The 17,661-nt window shown below is 30.0% G+C and carries 16 protein-coding genes and 1 other annotated feature; of the genes, 14 read left to right on the top strand and 2 right to left on the bottom strand.

The genetic code is table 11. The features are described 5' to 3' along the window. The first annotated feature begins 14 nt into the window (after window positions 1-14). Together JFY71_RS00760 and JFY71_RS00755 are read left to right on the top strand one after the other, a co-directional pair. Window positions 15-1,316 carry a 2-hydroxycarboxylate transporter family protein gene (locus JFY71_RS00760; RefSeq protein WP_243661143.1) on the top strand — a complete coding sequence of 434 codons (1,302 nt, stop codon included), beginning with the start codon at window positions 15-17 and terminating at the stop codon, window positions 1,314-1,316. Between the two features lie 9 nt (window positions 1,317-1,325). Beyond that, entirely contained in the window at window positions 1,326-2,504 is a 1,179-nt protein-coding gene (locus JFY71_RS00755; protein WP_243661142.1) for an NAD(P)-dependent malic enzyme, read from the top strand. A gap of 88 nt (window positions 2,505-2,592) precedes the next feature. Here the strand turns inward: JFY71_RS00755 and JFY71_RS00750 are convergent, their stop codons facing one another. Beyond that, window positions 2,593-3,615, bottom strand: a complete 1,023-nt coding sequence (locus tag JFY71_RS00750) for a sugar kinase (protein ID WP_243661141.1) — start codon at window positions 3,613-3,615, stop codon at window positions 2,593-2,595. Between the two features lie 16 nt (window positions 3,616-3,631). Beyond that, window positions 3,632-4,264: a bifunctional 2-keto-4-hydroxyglutarate aldolase/2-keto-3-deoxy-6-phosphogluconate aldolase gene (locus tag JFY71_RS00745; RefSeq protein WP_243661140.1), complete on the bottom strand. Its 633-nt coding sequence runs from the start codon at window positions 4,262-4,264 to the stop codon at window positions 3,632-3,634. Between the two features lie 118 nt (window positions 4,265-4,382). Between JFY71_RS00745 and JFY71_RS00740 the strand changes: the two genes are divergently transcribed. From JFY71_RS00740 to JFY71_RS00685, 12 genes are all read left to right on the top strand, one after another. Further along, complete coding sequence (locus tag JFY71_RS00740; protein WP_243661139.1) at window positions 4,383-5,147, top strand: IclR family transcriptional regulator; 765 nt, start codon at window positions 4,383-4,385, stop codon at window positions 5,145-5,147. Window positions 5,148-5,243: 96 nt separating this feature from the next. After that, a complete protein-coding gene (locus JFY71_RS00735; protein ID WP_243661138.1) occupies window positions 5,244-6,488 on the top strand; it encodes an AI-2E family transporter in 1,245 nt (414 codons plus the stop codon). Window positions 6,489-6,600: 112 nt separating this feature from the next. Beyond that, complete coding sequence (fusA, locus tag JFY71_RS00730) at window positions 6,601-8,658, top strand: elongation factor G (RefSeq protein ID WP_243661137.1); 2,058 nt, start codon at window positions 6,601-6,603, stop codon at window positions 8,656-8,658. Window positions 8,659-8,824: 166 nt separating this feature from the next. Next, window positions 8,825-9,286: a CtsR family transcriptional regulator gene (locus JFY71_RS00725; protein ID WP_243661136.1), complete on the top strand. Its 462-nt coding sequence runs from the start codon at window positions 8,825-8,827 to the stop codon at window positions 9,284-9,286. Between the two features lie 10 nt (window positions 9,287-9,296). Further along, window positions 9,297-9,866, top strand: coding sequence for a hypothetical protein (locus JFY71_RS00720; protein ID WP_243661135.1), 570 nt, complete (start codon window positions 9,297-9,299; stop codon window positions 9,864-9,866). After that, window positions 9,859-10,905, top strand: a complete 1,047-nt coding sequence (locus JFY71_RS00715; protein WP_243661134.1) for a protein arginine kinase — start codon at window positions 9,859-9,861, stop codon at window positions 10,903-10,905. Before JFY71_RS00720 ends, JFY71_RS00715 begins: the two co-directional genes overlap by 8 nt. After that, a complete protein-coding gene (locus JFY71_RS00710) occupies window positions 10,898-13,345 on the top strand; it encodes an ATP-dependent Clp protease ATP-binding subunit (protein ID WP_243661133.1) in 2,448 nt (815 codons plus the stop codon). Before JFY71_RS00715 ends, JFY71_RS00710 begins: the two co-directional genes overlap by 8 nt. A gap of 322 nt (window positions 13,346-13,667) precedes the next feature. Continuing rightward, window positions 13,668-14,600, top strand: coding sequence for a glycosyltransferase family 2 protein (locus JFY71_RS00705; protein ID WP_243661132.1), 933 nt, complete (start codon window positions 13,668-13,670; stop codon window positions 14,598-14,600). A 57-nt stretch (window positions 14,601-14,657) separates the two neighbouring features. Continuing rightward, window positions 14,658-15,095, top strand: coding sequence for a GtrA family protein (locus JFY71_RS00700; protein ID WP_243662113.1), 438 nt, complete (start codon window positions 14,658-14,660; stop codon window positions 15,093-15,095). A gap of 88 nt (window positions 15,096-15,183) precedes the next feature. Next, window positions 15,184-16,545, top strand: a complete 1,362-nt coding sequence (gene radA, locus JFY71_RS00695; RefSeq protein ID WP_243661131.1) for a DNA repair protein RadA — start codon at window positions 15,184-15,186, stop codon at window positions 16,543-16,545. Between the two features lie 7 nt (window positions 16,546-16,552). Continuing rightward, a complete protein-coding gene (locus tag JFY71_RS00690) occupies window positions 16,553-16,990 on the top strand; it encodes a GNAT family N-acetyltransferase (RefSeq protein WP_243661130.1) in 438 nt (145 codons plus the stop codon). 188 nt (window positions 16,991-17,178) lie between these two features. Further along, window positions 17,179-17,383 (top strand) — a binding site (T-box leader). 59 nt (window positions 17,384-17,442) lie between these two features. Further along, on the top strand, window positions 17,443-17,640 hold the full coding sequence (locus JFY71_RS00685; RefSeq protein ID WP_243661129.1) for a hypothetical protein: 198 nt from the start codon (window positions 17,443-17,445) through the stop codon (window positions 17,638-17,640). Window positions 17,641-17,661 lie beyond the last annotated feature (21 nt).

Genomic DNA, 17,661 nt, shown 5'->3' with positions numbered 1-17,661 from the left:
GAAAGGAAGAAATTATGAAGGATATTAAAATTTTAGGAATGAAATTGCCGATAGTTTTATTAATAGCAGTTGTTATTGTAGTGGCAATAGCTTTAGGAGTTTTACCATCGGGAATGGTAGGAGCGTTTTTGTTTTTAATGGTATTTGGTGAAATCCTTAATTTAATAGGAAACAATACACCAATCGTAAAAACCTTTTTAGGAGGAGGACCTATAGTCGTAATACTTGTGGGATCTTTTTTGGTATATAAAAAAATATTACCAGAAGCTGATGTAGAGAGTATAGGTACTTTTATGAACGCGGGTGGATTTTTAGATTTTTATATAGCAGCTTTAATAACTGGTTCAATTTTAGGGATGAATAGAAAATTACTTATAAAAGCGGCAATAAGATATTTACCATGTATTATTGGAGGAGTGGCTGCTGCTTTAGGACTTGTAGCTATTTTTGCGGGGATAGCTGGTTACACACCAGGAGAGGCAATAGCTTATATAGGAATACCAATAATGGGTGGTGGAATGGGAGCAGGAGCAGTTCCAATATCTAAAGTATTTGAATCAGCATTAAATATTCCTGCAGCTCAAATAATGTCTAAACTTGTTCCTGCCGTAGCTTTAGGTAATGCTATGGCAATAGTAGCAGGTGGATTATTAGATAAACTTGGTAAAATAAAACCATCTTTAACAGGTAATGGGCAACTTATGAGAATTGATGATGGCTCCTTAGTAGAAGAAAAAAAAGAAGAAAGAAAAATGGAATTAGTAGATTATGGAAAGGGAATAGTAGTAGCAACAGCATTTTTTACTTTCGGAGCAATAATTGCAACAATATTAAAAAATGGAATAGGACCTATAAAAATAGATATACATACATATGCATGGATGATAGTATCTGTAGCAATAGCAAAAGCTACAAATATAATACCGGAAAACATCCAAGAGGCATGTGCAGGATGGTATCAATTTGTTGCTAAGAACTTTACAGCTGCTTTATTACTTGGAATTGGTATTGAATATACTGATCTTGGTGATATTATAGCTGCATTATCGCCACAATATTTTGTACTTGTATTATTAGTAATAATAGGTGCAATACTAGGTTCAGGATTTATAGGTAGATTAGTAGGTTTCTATCCAATAGAAGCAGCGATTACAGCTGGATTATGTATGGCAAATATGGGAGGAACAGGAGATGTTGCAGTATTAACAGCATCAAAAAGAATGGAATTAATGCCATTTGCTCAAATATCTTCAAGACTTGGTGGGGCATTTATCATATTTCTAGCATCTATTTTAGTACCTATATTTTTTGGATAGGAGGTTTTTATGTCAAATATTTACGAATTAGCATTAAAAAAACATGAGGAATGGAAGGGAAAGTTATCTATAGAATTAAAGGCTAAGTTAGAAGATAAGGATGATTTAGCTATTGCATATACTCCAGGAGTAGCTGAGCCTTGTAGGAAAATTGCAGAAAATAAAGATAATGCCTATAAATATACTTGGAAGGGAAATACTGTTGCAGTAATTTCTGACGGTACTGCTGTACTTGGCTTAGGAGATATAGGTCCGGAAGCGTCACTTCCGGTAATGGAAGGCAAGTGTGTTCTATTTAAAAAATTTGGACAGGTTAATGCTGTTCCCCTTGTACTAGATACGAAAGACCCTAAGGAAATAATTAATATAGTAAAGGCCGTTGCACCAACATATGGTGGAATTAACCTTGAAGATATTTCCTCTCCTAGATGTGTGCAAATCGAAAGAACCTTAATTGAGGAATTGGATATTCCGGTTTTTCATGATGACCAACATGGAACTGCTATTGTTGTTACAGCTGCACTTATTAATGCTTTGAAAATAGTAAACAAAAGAGCGGAAGATATTACAGCTGTAGTTTCAGGAACAGGGGCTGCAGGTTTTTCAATTATAAAGATGATAGAACAATTAGGTGTAAAAAACATATATGCCTTTAATAGATCAGGTGTATTAAATAAAAAACATTCACAGGAATATAATTTTGTAAAAAAAGAAATTGCAGAGATTACTAATTTAAATGAGGAAGACATAACACTTGAAGAAGCTATGAAAAAAGCGGATTTATTTATTGGTGTAAGTGGACCAAAGGTTTTAAATAAAGAAATGGTTTCATCTATGAAAAAGGATTCTATAGTATTTGCTATGGCAAATCCGGAACCGGAAATAGGTTATGAGGATGCAGTTGAGGCTGGAGCAAGAGTTGTTGGTACTGGTAGATCGGATTTTCCTAATCAAATTAACAATGTTTTAGCTTTTCCAGGTTTATTTAAGGGAGCTTTAAGAGCTAAGGCAAAAAAAATTACAGAGGAAATGAAAATGGCAGCAGCTGTAGGTATAGCAAAACTTGTTTCTAAGGATGAATTAAATGAAGAGTATATTATTCCTTCAGCATTTGATGATAGAGTTGCAGATATTGTTGCAGATGAAGTTGAAAAGAAAGCAAAAGAATTAGGAATTACTAGAGAGTAAAGAAGGACAATAAGAAAACGCCTATTAGTTAAAATAGGCGTTTTCTTATTGTTAATTATTATTTAAGAATAGATCGAAATTATCTTGTTTATCTTTGAACTCTTCCAGAAGCATCTCCACCAACTAGGTTTTCAACTTCTTCTATAGTTACTAGGTTAAAGTCACCATTAATTGTATGTTTTAATGCTGAAGCAGCAACACCAAATTCTAAGGCATCTTTAAAGTTCTTTCCTTCAAGTAAGCCGTGAATAGTTCCTGAAGCAAAGGAATCTCCACCACCAACTCTATCTACAATTCTAACTTCATATTTTCTTGAAACATAGAATTCATTTCCGTCATATGCACATGCAGACCAACCATTGTCAGATGCAGAGTAGGATTCTCTTAATGAGCTTATAACATATTTAAAGTTGAATTTTTCTATCATTTGTTTAAATATGTTTTTATATCCTTCTAATTCCAATTCTCCTGTAGTTACATCTGTATCGCCAGGTTTAAATCCTAAAGTTAAATGAGCATCTTCTTCATTACCAATACAAACATCAACATATTGCATTAAATTTGTCATAACTTTTTGAGCTTCTTCTGGAGTCCATAAATTTTTTCTATAGTTTAAATCTACGGAAACAGTAACTCCATTAGCTTTTGCTGCCTTACAAGCCGCTTCTGTTAAATCAGCTGCTTCTTTACTTAATGCTGGAGTTATGCCTGAAAAATGGAACCATTTTGCATCTTTAAATATTTTATCAAAGTCAAAATCTTTTATAGTTGCTTCACTAATGGAAGAATGAGCTCTATCGTATACTACTTTTGATGGTCTCATTGAAGCACCGGTTTCTAAATAGTAAATACCTACTCTGTCTCCGCCTCTAGTTATATAGTCTGTATGTACACCATATTTTCTTAGGCTGTTTACTGCAGATTGACCAATTGGATTATTTGGTAATTTACTAACAAAATAAGCTTCATGTCCATAGTTAGCTAATGAAACAGCTACATTTGCTTCTCCACCACCGTAGTTTACATCAAAAGAATCTGATTGAACAAATCTTCTGTATCCAGGTGTGGATAATCTTAACATTATTTCTCCTAAGGTAACAACTTTTGCCATAATTAAATCCTCCTTGTTATTTAGCTTCTCTTGCTTCTTTAACTTTGCCAACAAATTCTTTAGCGGAATTTGTCATTTCATCACTTGTGCCTTTAGTAAGGTTTCCACCAACACCAACGGCTATACATCCATTTTTAATCCATTTGTCAACATTATCAATACTAACTCCACCAGTTGGCATTAATACTGCTTGAGGCAATGGACCTTTAACCGCCTTAACAAAATCTGGACCAAATGCAGAACCAGGGAATACTTTAATAACATCTGCACCCGCTTCCATAGCTTTAATCATTTCTGTTAAAGTCATACAACCAGGCATATAAGGAATTTGATATCTGTTACATAATTTTGCACTTTCTAAATCAAAAGCAGGACTTACAATATATTTAGCTCCAGCTAAAATTGCAGTTCTTGCAGTTTCACTGTCCAGTACTGTTCCTGCACCAACTAATAGATCATCTCCAAATTCATTTGTTAATTCTTCAATAACCTTAGTAGCACCAGGTACTGTATATGTAATTTCGATTGCATCAATACCACCTGCCATACATGCTAAAGAGATTCTCTTAGCTTCTTCTGTAGATGTAGCTCTAATAACTGCTACAACACCAACTTTTTCAATTCTTTGAATAACTTCAAATTTTCTCATGATACCCTCCTTGCGTTTCACCATACAAAACTATATACTACAATATGAAACTTGTTAATTCTATTATAGTTGGTTTATAATAGAATTGCAAATAAATTTGAAAGGGTAGTGTAAAATCATGGCAGAAATAGTTCAATCTTTAGATAGGGCCTTAAATATATTGGAAATAGTAGCAAAAAATGAAAATGGAATAGGAATTAAAGAGTTAAGTGAACGGACTAGTCTACATAAAAGTACTGTACATAGACTTTTACATTCTTTAATTTACAAAGGATTTGTAGAACAGGATGAAATAACAGGAAAATATTTCATAACATTTAAATTATATGAATTAGGAATTAATAAGATTCAAAATATCGACTTAGTTAAAATTGCAAGACCATATGTTGAAGAATTAATGGATAAGGTTGATGAAGTAGTTCATTTAGTGGTAAGAGATGGAAATTACATTGTTTATGTTGATAAGGTTGAAAGTAAAAATACAATTAGAATGTTTTCAACTATTGGTAAAAGAACTCCTTTGTATTGTTCTTCAGTAGGTAAGGCAATTACTGCACATTTATCGGAAGAAGAAGTTGAAGAAATTTGGAATAGTTCAGATGTTAAAAAATTTACACCAACAACTATTACAGATTTTAATAAATTTAAAGAGGAACTTAAAAATATAAGAAATTTAGGATATGCTATAGATAATGAAGAAAATGAAATTGGGGTAAGATGTATAGGAGCACCTATTTTTAATATAGATGGAAAAGTAGAATCAGCCATAAGTGTTTCCGGTCCAGCTAATAGGATGACAGATGAGAAATTAAATGAAATTTCAAACTATATTAGATATTATGCAAACAAAATTTCAGAAAGATTAGGATATAATGTAAACTAATAGTTAAGAAATTACCACAATTTTTTAATTATATTGTTATTTAATTAGAAATAAATTACAATTGTATTGGAACTTTGTATATTATGGAGGTGAAATATGAAAGTTGATTGGAATGAGAAGGATAAAACCAAAGCGATTTATGGGATAATTGTAGCTGTTGTTTCTATAATATTTTTCTTTGTCCTATATAGAATTGATGATGTAAAAGAAAGTATAGGAACTTTCTTTGGGATTTTCTATCCATTCATAATAGGTGGTGTTTTTGCTTTTCTACTAAATTTACCCTTATCTTTTATAGAAAAAAAGTTAAATAAAATAAAGGCTTTTTCAAAATTAAAAGATAAGACTAAAAGAGTTATTTCCACTACATTAACATATGTTTTGTTTTTATTATTTATAGTCCTGTTTTTTAGCTTATTGATTCCACAATTATATGATTCAATTAAGACCTTAATTGATAGTGCTAGTAAGCTTATGACAACTACAAATTTATATAAAATAGAGGAAATACTAGAAAAGTTTAAGATTGACCCTAAAATAGTTGAATTTATTACTGATAGGGCAAATGAAATTTTAGGTTTTATTACGGATTTCTTTAAGGGGATTCTGCCAAGATTAGGCTCAATGGCTTCCGGTGTAGTAAATACAACAGTGGCTTGGTTTATTGGCTTTATTGCATCTATTTATATACTATTTGATAAGGAAAGATTTGGGGCATTGACTAGAAAGGTGTCTTATTCATTTTTGCCAACAAAAATTTCTGAAAATTTAATTAGAATAGTTATGAAAATCAATACTACTATGAAGGGGTATATTGGAGGACAGCTTTTAGTAGTTTCTATGCTAGGTATAATGATAGCTGTTGCTTTAAGTATTCTTGGAGTAGAAGGCGCAATTGCAATGGGCTTTATTATAGCTGTTACGGATTTAATTCCATATATAGGTCCTTGGATAGGTTCGGTACCAGTATTTTTAATGATATCGGTACAGAATTTCAATAAAGCATTAATATTTATTGTAATTATCTTAGTGGCCCAACAAATTGAAGAAAATTTACTTAAGCCAAGGGTGCAAAGCGATAAATTAGGTATTTCTGCTTTTTGGATTTTAGTTTCAATTATAATAGGTGGAAGCTTATTTGGAATTGTCGGTATGATTATAGGTGTGCCAATATTTGTTGTAATATATCAATTAATAAAGGAAGTATCAGAATATAAATTAAAGAAAAAAGGCTTACCAGTAGCTACTGACGAATATTTAAAGGAAGAAAATAAAATTATCTCAGGAAAATCCAGTGAAAACAAAGATGGGAAAATTTTAGATATGGACAATAATGAATAAGGATTATGAAAAGTGAAGGTTATAAATAAAACTTTCACTTTTTATCTACCAGAAAAATGTTTTCATGTTATAATTATTACATACTTATTAATTTTTAAAATAGGAGGAATTTATGAAGGATTATACAACGGATAAAATTAGAAACCTAGCTTTAGTTGGTCATAGCGGAAGTGGTAAAACCACTCTTACAGAGGCTATGCTATATAACACAGGAGTTATAGGAAGAATGGGGAAAGTGGAAGATGGAAATACAGTTTCTGACTTTTCAAAAGAGGAAACGAAAAGAAAAACTTCCATTAATACTTCAATTATTCCAATAGAATGGAAAGATACGAAGGTTAATTTAATAGACACTCCTGGATATTTTGATTTTCAAAGTGAGGTTTTTTCTGCCCTTAGAGCAAGTGAAGCTGCTTTAATAGTAATAGATGCTACAAATGGACTTCAAGTAGGAACTGAAAAAGTATTAAAATATACAAAAGAAATAGAATTACCTAGAATTATTTTTGTAAATAAAATGGAAAAGGAAAATGCGAAATTTGCAAAAATCGTTTCAGATCTTCATATTGAGTATTCTAAAAGAGTAATTCCTTTTACTTTGACTTTAGGAGAAGGAGAAGATTTCAAAGGTATTATAGATGTGTTAAATAAAAAAGCATATGAATATAATGGTTTTGAAAGAAAAGAAGTACCAATTCCTGAAAATAGAGTAGATGAAGTTGAAGTAGTTTATAATGAAATTAGTGAAGTCGTTGCTGAAACCGATGAAGAATTAATGGAAAAATATTTTTCAGGAGAAACATTTACCCATGAAGATTTAATGAGGGGTATTACTGCAGCATTACTTGAAGGTACAGCTGTTCCTTTAGTTGCAGGATCAGCAGAAACAGGGGCAGGTTTAGATGTATTATTTGATTTAATTGTTGAATACATGCCTTCACCAGATGATAAAAGAGCTAAATATGGATTCAGACATCAAGATGATGAATTTAGGGAAGTTTCAGTAGATGAACCTATGGCAGCAGTTGTATTTAAAACTGTAATAGATCCATTTGTTGGTAAAATTTCAATTTTCAAGGTAATATCAGGTAAAGTTACAAAGGATGCAGAAATCTATAATGTTACAAAAGACAAGGTTGAAAAATTAGGAGCTTTATTCTACTTAAGAGGTAAAGAACAAATAGAGGCAAAGGAAATAGTAGCTGGAGATATTGGAGCTATTTCTAAACTATCTGTTACACAGACTGGAGATACTTTAGCTTCAAAGGCTAATCCAACTTTATTTAAACCTATAAAATATCCTTCACCAACCTTATTTATTGCTATTGAGCCAAAAACAAAGGGTGACGAGGACAAAATCTCTGCAGCTTTGGGACGATTACAAGAGGAAGATCCTAGTTTAGTAACTAATAGGGATAAAGAAACCAAACAATTAACCTTAGGTGGCCAAGGTAATGTTCAATTACAAGTGGCTTTAGATAGATTAAAGGATGAATTTGGAGTTGAAACTGAAATTATTCCTTTAAGAATTGCTTATAGGGAAACTATTAAAGGAAAATCAGATGTTCAAGGTAAACATAAAAAACAATCTGGTGGAGCTGGACAATACGGAGATGTATTTATAAAATTTGAACCGTCTACAGAAGAATTTGAATTTGATGAAGAGGTTTTTGGAGGAGCAGTTCCGAAAAATTATTTCCCAGCAGTTGAAAAAGGATTAATGGAATCTTTAGAAAAAGGACCTTTAGCAGGTTATCCTGTAGTAAATTTAAAAGCAACTCTTTATGATGGTTCATACCACCCAGTTGATTCAAATGAAATGGCATTTAAATTAGCTGCACAGTTAGCATTTAGAAAAGGTATAAAGGAAGCAAATCCTGTATTATTAGAACCTATTATGAAAATTGAAGTAACAATACCAGAAGAATATATGGGCGACATAATGGGAGATATGAACAAACGTAGAGGTAGAATTTTAGGTATGGAACCTCAAACCGATGGTACTCAACTTGTTATTGCAGAAGCACCTCATGCAGAATTATTTGAATATGCAATAGATCTAAGATCTATGACACAAGCAAGGGGACAATTCAATATGGAATTTGTAAGATATGAAGAAGTACCTTCAAACATTGCTGAAAAGATAATAGAGGAATCTAAAGAAGAATAAAATATTACTTAAGAAGCTTTCTAGGAAAAGTGATTTTCTTAGAAGGCTTTTTTATTATTACTAACTAGGTATTGATAATAATAATAAAAGATGCTATACTTAAATAGAAAATAATTGATTTTTTTATATTCAATAAGTCAAAGAAAGTCAAAGTTAGAGGTGTAGTATGGCGGGTCTAAGTAATAGTATAGAAAGATTTATAAAGGATTTACTTGAACAAACAGAAGATGGTATAGTAGAAATAGGAAGAAATGATTTGGCAAATCAATTTAATTGTGCACCATCTCAAATTAACTATGTATTAACCACAAGATTTACTCCATATAAAGGGTATTATATAGAGAGTAGAAGAGGTGGAAGTGGATATATAAAAATAATGAAACTAACTTTTACAGAAGAATCGTCAATAGATCAAATAATTAATGATGTAATAGGTGATAGTATAACTAAGGATATGGCATATAATATAGTAAATAGTTTATACGAGGAAGAAATTTTAAGTAAAAGGGAAGGTCAATTAATACTACATGCATTGGAAGATGTGGCTCTTACCAATGTTAATATCAACTATAGGAATATTGTAAGAGCTGATATTTTAAGAAATATGCTATTGGCTTTTCTCCGATAGGAGGATAATTATGAAATGCGATAAATGTAATAATGATGCTAATTTTGAAATTCATTTTATAGATAATAACAATAAAAAGACTATTCGTTTATGTAAGGATTGTTACTTTAAATATATAAGTGATATTATGCCTAATATGGATTTAGGAGAAGGAGATTTTAAATATTTCCAAGAAATATTAAGCGATTTAATAGGTTCAATTATAAATACTAAATCCGGTAAGGAAAACAAGACAGAAGAAGATACTACAACAAAAGGTGAGAAAAAATGTTCCAATTGTGGTACAAGTTTATCAGAGATTATATCAAAGGGTAAATTTGGTTGTAGTCAATGTTATGAAGATTTTAAAGATGAAGTAAAGGAAATATTAAATCAAACACAAGGTGATAGTAAACATAAGGGAAAAATCCCGGAAAGATACGAAGGCCTAATTAAAATTAGGGATAAAATAGAAGAAAAAGAAGAAATCCTTAAGGATTTAATAGTAAATGAAGATTATGAAAATGCAGCAAAAATTAGAGATGAAATCAAAGAATTAAAAATAGATTTAAGTGAAATTGATGGAGAGGTAAATGGTTAGGTGGTTAGAACTAAAAAAAGATACAGAATATGATGATGTAGTTATTAGTTCAAGAATTAGATTAGCTAGAAACTTAACTAAATATAAATTTCCTAATAGTATGAATTCAGAAGAGGCAAAAGAAATTTCCGATATCTTTATTAAGGCTATTAAAAATATAGATGAAAATAAGGAATTTACAGTTGTTTCTTTAAAAAATATAGATAGTATTGACAGAAGAGTGCTAATGGAAGAACATTTAATTAGTCCAGAGCTAATTAAAAACAAGGATATTTCTTATTATATTATTAATGAAAAAAACTTTCTGAACCTAATGATTAATGAGGAAGACCATTTAAGGCTACAGGTTTTATTACCGGGGTTTGATTTGCATCAAGCTTTTGAAATTGCAAAAGTCACCGATAATAAACTTGAGGAGAATATAAATTTTGCCTTTGATAAGGACTTTGGTTATTTAACATCATGTCCTACAAATACAGGAACAGGTATGAGAGCATCGGTAATGTTACATCTACCTGCTTTAAAGCTTGGAAATTACCTTCAAGGTATAATGGACTCCCTAGCAAAGCTCGGTTTAACAATTAGAGGAGTTTACGGTGAAGGCAGTGACGCTTTAGGTGATATGTTTCAAATATCAAATCAAAGAACTTTAGGTTTTTCAGAAGTTGAAGTAATAGATAAATTAGAAAATATAGCAATAAAAATAATAGAAAGAGAACGAAATATTAGAAGAGAGTTACTTGGTCAAAAATCCAATTATTTAAAAGATAAGGTTTATAGGGCATTGGGAACATTAAAATATGCAAGAATTATTTCTGATAGGGAAGCATTAAAACATTTATCGTTTTTAAGAATGGGTATAGACTTAGGATTATATAATAGATTGAATTATAATCAAATAACAAATTTAATGTTATCGGTACAAAAGTATAATATATTAAAATACAAATATTCTTTAAAGTCTTTTGAAGAAGAAAATGTATTAAGAGCTGATTATATTAGAGATTTCTTCGAACAGGAGGAGATAATCAATGAATAACAAAAACATGGGGAATGTAGATACACTTCTTAAACTATCGTCAAATGAAAGTTATACAATGAAACATGATTATATAGGAACAGAACATATTTTATTGGCTTTTATGAAATTAAATAGTAAAGATACAGAAATACTTGTTAACGCCGGTGCAAATTATGAAAATTTGAAACAAGTTGTAGTTAACAGTATAGGTTATGGCAATGCTAACAAGATACCTGATAATTTAACTCCAAGGGTAAAAAGATTAATGGAGCAAAGTAGAGAAGTTGCTAGAGGTTTAGGTAGCAATTTTATAGGAACAGAACATATTCTTCTAGCATTATTGGAAGATGATGATTCTTTTTCAAGCTACATGCTAAATATAACTGGAGTTAACAAGGATAAGGTTAAAAAGGAATTAAGGGAGTATTTTGCCTCAGCTAGTCAAAAGGCAAATCAGCAAAGTAGACAAAATAAAGGTGATTCAGCTATAGATAAATTTGCTAAGGATTTAAATGAATTAGCTAGAGAAGGAAAAATAGACCCGGTTATTGGTAGAGATAAGGAAATAGAAAGAATCATACAAGTTCTTTTAAGAAGAACTAAAAATAATCCAGTGCTAATTGGGGAGCCGGGAGTTGGTAAAACAGCAATAGCAGAAGGTTTAGCCCAAAGAATTGTAGAAGGTAATGTTCCGGAAATAATAAAGGACAAAGAAATCGTAAGTTTAGACCTAGCTGGAATGATAGCCGGTACAAAGTATAGAGGGGATTTTGAAGAGAGAATAAAAAGCGTAATCGATGAGTTAATAAGTCAAGACAATGTAGTTTTATTTATTGATGAATTCCATACAATAATTGGTGCCGGTGGTGCTGAAGGGGCAATGGACGCTGCCAATATATTAAAACCGGTACTAGCAAGAGGCGAGTTACAAATAATAGGTGCTACTACAATAGATGAATATAGAAAACAAATTGAAAAAGACGCTGCATTGGAAAGACGATTACAACCAATTGTAGTAGAAGAACCAACTGTTGAAGATACTATTGAAATATTAAAGGGCTTAAGGGATAAATATGAAGCCCATCATAAAGTAGTAATAAACGATGAGGCAATAGAAGCTGCAGTGGAACTTTCAAATAGATATTTAACTGATAGATTTCTACCGGATAAAGCTATAGATTTAATTGATGAAGCAGCATCTAAAATAAGAATTAAATTTTTTGTAGCTCCACCGGATTTAAAAGAGCTAGAAGCTAAACTGGAAAAATTACAGACTAATAAAGATCAAGCTGTTGCAATGCAGGATTTTGAAAAAGCAGCAGAATTAAGAGACAGAATAAAAGAAATAAAAGAAGAGTTAAAAAATACACAAGAATCTTGGAAGATGAAAAAAAGAACTCATGAAATGGTAGTAGGATTTGATGAAATAGCAAATATAGTTTCTGACTGGTCAAATGTTCCAGTTACTTCTATGACTAAAGAAGAAAGTGAAAAATACTTGAATTTAGACAAGGATTTAAAGAAGACTGTAATAGGACAGGATCAGGCAATAGAATCAGTATCCCATGCAATAAAAAGAGCAAGAGTAGGGTTAAAAGATCCTAATAAACCAATTGGTTCCTTTATTTTTGTTGGACCTACAGGAGTAGGAAAAACATATTTGGCAAAATCTTTGGCAAAAGCTTTATTTGGTGAAGAAGATGCTATGATAAGAATTGACATGAGTGAATATATGGAAAAACATTCAGTTTCAAGATTAATTGGCTCACCTCCAGGATATGTTGGATATGACGAAGGGGGACAATTAACAGAAGCTGTAAGAAGAAAGCCTTATTCAGTAGTATTATTTGATGAAATTGAAAAGGCTCATCCTGATGTATTTAATGCTTTATTACAAGTTTTAGATGATGGTAGATTAACAGATTCTAAGGGTAAAGTAGTAAACTTTAAAAATACAATATTAATAATGACTTCAAATGTAGGAGCACATAGTTTAGAAAGAAAAAGTACTTTAGGTTTTACTTCTTCAGAAAATGAAGAAAAAGAAGAATATGATAAAAACAAGGAAATTATTACTGAAGAATTAAAAAGAACCTTTAGACCAGAATTTTTAAACAGGGTTGATGATATAATCGTATTTAGTAATTTAACAGAAAAAGATACTAAGAAAGTAGCAGAAATAATGTTAAATGAAATGGTTGAAAGACTTGCTAAATTAGAGATAAAAGTAAGTTATGACAATAAATTAATCAATTTAGTTAGTAAAGAGGGGTTTGATAAAACCTATGGTGCAAGACCATTAGAAAGAGTAATCCGAACTAAAATAGAGGACAAATTGGCTGAGGCAATTTTAAGTCAAGAAGTTCAAAGAGAAGATGAGATTATTATTTCTACAAGAGGAGACAAAGTTACTTTTAAGAAAAAAGAAAACAAACCAGTTGAGGTTGAAAGTAAATAATATAATTTAAAAGAGGGGTTGAAGTAATACTATAGTAGTATTTCGTCAACCCTTTTTTATTTACATATTATAGAGATAGAAAATTAGAAAATAAAACGAATTAATAGGTAGGAAATTAAAATTAAATTATTGTTACTTCTTAAGTTACATCTTTAAAATCTTAAGTAAACATAGTCTAAGGTAAAAGAATACTATTTAAACCATTTATTTTATAGATGGTTATAATTGTTTAATAGAGTATTATAGATTGAAGAAAAAAATATTTAATATATGTTATTATGTTAATGAGAATAAAAGATATTAATTAAAATTGGAGATAGAGATGAATACTGAAATGTCTATTATAATTCCTGCCTATAATGAAGAGGAAAATATAGAATTAATAGTTGAAGAATTAGAAAAAGTTGTTAATAAATTAAATATTAGCTACGAATTGGTTTTTGTTGACGATGGTTCTAAAGACAAGACTTGGAATAAAATTTCTAAAATTGGAGAAAACAATAAAAATATTAAGGGAATAAAATTTTCAAGAAATTTTGGTAAAGAATCTGCTATTTTTGCTGGACTTAATTATGCTAAAGGAAAATGTTGTGCTGTAATTGATAGTGATTTACAACATCCACCAGAAACCTTAATAGAAATGTATGGTTTTTGGAAAAATGGATATGATGTTATAGAAGGCATTAAATTAGAAAGAGGAAAAGAAAATAAATTATACAAATGGTTTTCTAAATTGTTTTATAAATTAATGTCCATATCAACTAAAGTGGATATGGAAAAAACCTCTGATTTTAAATTATTAGATAGAAAAGCCGTAGATGAAATAATAGCATTACCTGAAAAAAATATGTTTTTTAGAGCAATGTCCTCATGGGTTGGTTTTAAAACAATAACCGTTGGCTACCAAGTACAAGAAAGAGCAGCGGGAAATAGTAAATGGTCAACATTTGGCCTTATAAAGTATGCAATTAGAAATATTGTTTCATTTTCCACAGCTCCATTACAAATTGTTACCTTTCTAGGATTATTATTTCTTGTATTTACAATTTTTTTAGGAATTCACTCCCTATATAAATATTTTTCCGGACAGGCTTTAGGAGGATTTACAACTATAATATTATTACAATTGATTACAGGTTCCATTACGATGTTGAGTTTAGGTATAATAGGAATGTATATTTCTGCAATTTATGATGAAGTAAAAAATAGAAATAGATATATAGTAGAAAAATCTGTTAATATTATGGATAATTAAAATATATTAATTTAATATAGAGTTAAAGAACAATATTAGTGGTGAAAATAAGTGAACATGATTATTAAAAATATAAAGAAGTATAAGTCAATAATTATTTATTTAATAACAGGAATATTTACTACAGTAGTAAATTTAACGGTTTATAGTGTCCTAGTTAAATACGGTAATTTTAATATTAATATTGCAAATATAATTGCTTGGATTTCTGCAGTAGTTTTTGCCTTTTTTACTAATAAAATATTTGTATTTAATAGTAGAAATTTTAAAATTCCTCATCTTTTAAGAGAATTTGCATTGTTTTTAGGTGGAAGATTATTAACGGGTATAATTGAAATTGTAGGCTTTCCAATTTTAATGTTTTTTGGAATAGATCAAATAATCTTTGGAATAGAAGGGTTAGTGGCTAAATTTTTAATTGGTGCAATTGTAGTAATATTAAATTATTTTTTTAGTAAATATTTTGTATTTAAAAATAGAAAAGTTAACAAGTAATATAGTAAGATATGTTATATAGTAAGAAATATTAATAACATATCTTTTATAATATAAACTTAGAAGTTCTTTTTAAATAAGGAGAGAAATGAAAAAGAAAAAAATATTTAGATGTAAAGAATGTGATTATGAAACTGTTTCTTGGACTGGGAAGTGTCCCAGTTGTCAAGCTTGGGGAACTTTAAAAGAAGTTGAAATAGTTGAAAATAAAAAGTCGGGGAAAAACAATTTAGAAAATAAAGTAGCTTTAAAACTAAAGGATGTAGTAATAGATAGTAGTGAAAGAATTATTACATCAATGGAAGAATTAAATCGTGTTTTAGGAGGAGGAATTGTGAAAGATTCCGTTTCCATACTAACAGCTAGGCCAGGAGCGGGGAAATCAACATTATTTTTAGAAATGGCCTATGACTTAGCAGAAAAGGGAGTAAGGGTATTATATATTTCAGGAGAGGAATCGGAATCTCAAATAAAAGCAAGGGCAATTAGAACTATGGAAGAAATCCCCAATGAAATTTGGATAGTATCGACTACTTCTATGGACCTTGCTGTAAAAAATATAAAGGAGATTAATCCTGATGTAATATTTTTAGATAGTATTCAAACATTTACTTTAAGCGAATTTAATTCAAGAGCTGGCTCTCCGGTACAGACTATTGAATGTGCCAATATACTGGTAGATATAGCAAAAAACAAGGATAATCCTAAAGCTGTTTTTATGATAGGCCATATGACAAAAAATGATGAAATGGCAGGCCTAAGGACTTTGGAACATTTAGTGGATACGGTTATTTATTTAGAAGGTGAGATAGATGAGCCACTTCGAGTATTGATATCCACTAAAAACAGATTTGGACGAACAGGTGAAATAGGTTTATTTAATATGACAGAAAATGGCATAAAGGAAATTAAGGATATAGATAACCATTTTGTAACGGAAAGGGAAACTTCAATACCAGGTTCAGCCTTATCCATGATAAAAGAGGGCTCCAGAATGATGGTCGTAGAAATTGAAAGTCTTGTTTCAAAAACCTTCTTACCTTATCCTACAAGAATTGGCGATAGCTTAAGAAAGGATCAATTAAATACCTTAATATCCATTCTTGAAGAAAGAGGCGGAGTTAATTTATATGATAAAAATGTCATAATAAAAACAACCGGTGGTATTAGACTTTCAGAACAATCTGTAAACTTAGCTATAATCATGAGTATTGTTTCAGCTTTTTATAACAAGGGCATAGATAATAAAACAGTATTTATATCGGAAGTTGGACTTACAGGGGAATTGAAAAGAGTACCACAAATAGAAACAAGAATAGAGGAACTAAGTAGGTTGGGATATAAACGAGTGTTTATTTTTAAGACTAAAATAGATTTGAAAAAATTTAAGGATATTGAAGTCATACAATGTAGTAATTTAATGGAAGTTATTAAAAATACATTTAAATAGGTGTGGTATGGAAATACAGTATATAAAATATGGAACAGAAGAATATAAGGAGTCTATTATTTTAAGAGATGAGGTTTTACGTATTCCTTGGGGAAGAAGCATAAAGGAAGATGATTTAACCCTAGAAGACGGTTTTGATATTTTAATTGGTGGATTTATAAATAATAAGTTAAAGGGAGTTATAGTTTTACATCCACTAGATGAAAATGAAATTCAGATTAAATATCTAGCTGTTTCTAAAGATAGTAGAGGATTGGGAATAGGGAGAAAATTAGTTTTAGAAACTGAAAAGTATGCCTTAAACAACAATTACAAAAAAATCTTTTTAGAATCAAGAGATACAGCAGTGAATTTTTATAAAGAACTTAATTATATTGTAATTGATAAGCCATTTATGCCGGAATTTGTTCCTATTCTTCATATTCCAATGATAAAGGATATTTAAAAGGTGATTTTTAAAATATATAAAATTAATTATATAAATTATTTCAGTATATTTATGCAGACACATACAAGAAATAAAAAAGTATGTTGATAAATAACATTTAAATATGCATAATTATAAAAAAAATATTTAACTATAGGTTGACTTTAGTTATAAAAAATGATAACATATTAAAAATATTAACAATATCAAATGCAATGATAGAGACCTAAATAATAAAAATATTTTTAGAGAGTTAACGGTTGGTGAAAGTTAACAGTAGGTTTATTATTTTACTCACTCTATGGCAGATTTTTTGAAATAGTAGTAGAAAAATCCGGTAAATCCGTTAACTTTAAAAGAGGTGTTTAACACAAAAAGGGTGGTACCGCGGAATTATCTTTCGTCCCTATGCAGTTGCATAGGAATGAAAGGTTTTTTTTTATAATTATATTTATGAAAGGATGGATAGAATGGAAAGAATATTGGTAGCAAAACTGGATAATGGAATGGATTCGTGTTTAAGGGTGTTGTCTGTCTTAAGGAACAGAAGAGTACCGATTAATGAATTTAATTTGGCAGATAATGATTTAACCTTAAAAATTGATGAAAATAATTACAAAGATGTTCGTTTGTTTCTATCCAAACTTGCTGATATAAAAATACAATAATTTTTTAGGAGGAGAAATATA

The organism is Miniphocaeibacter halophilus, assembly GCF_016458825.1.
Classification (GTDB): Bacteria; Bacillota; Clostridia; order Tissierellales; family Peptoniphilaceae; genus Miniphocaeibacter; species Miniphocaeibacter halophilus.
This window is presented reverse-complemented; position numbering and strand designations above follow the sequence as displayed.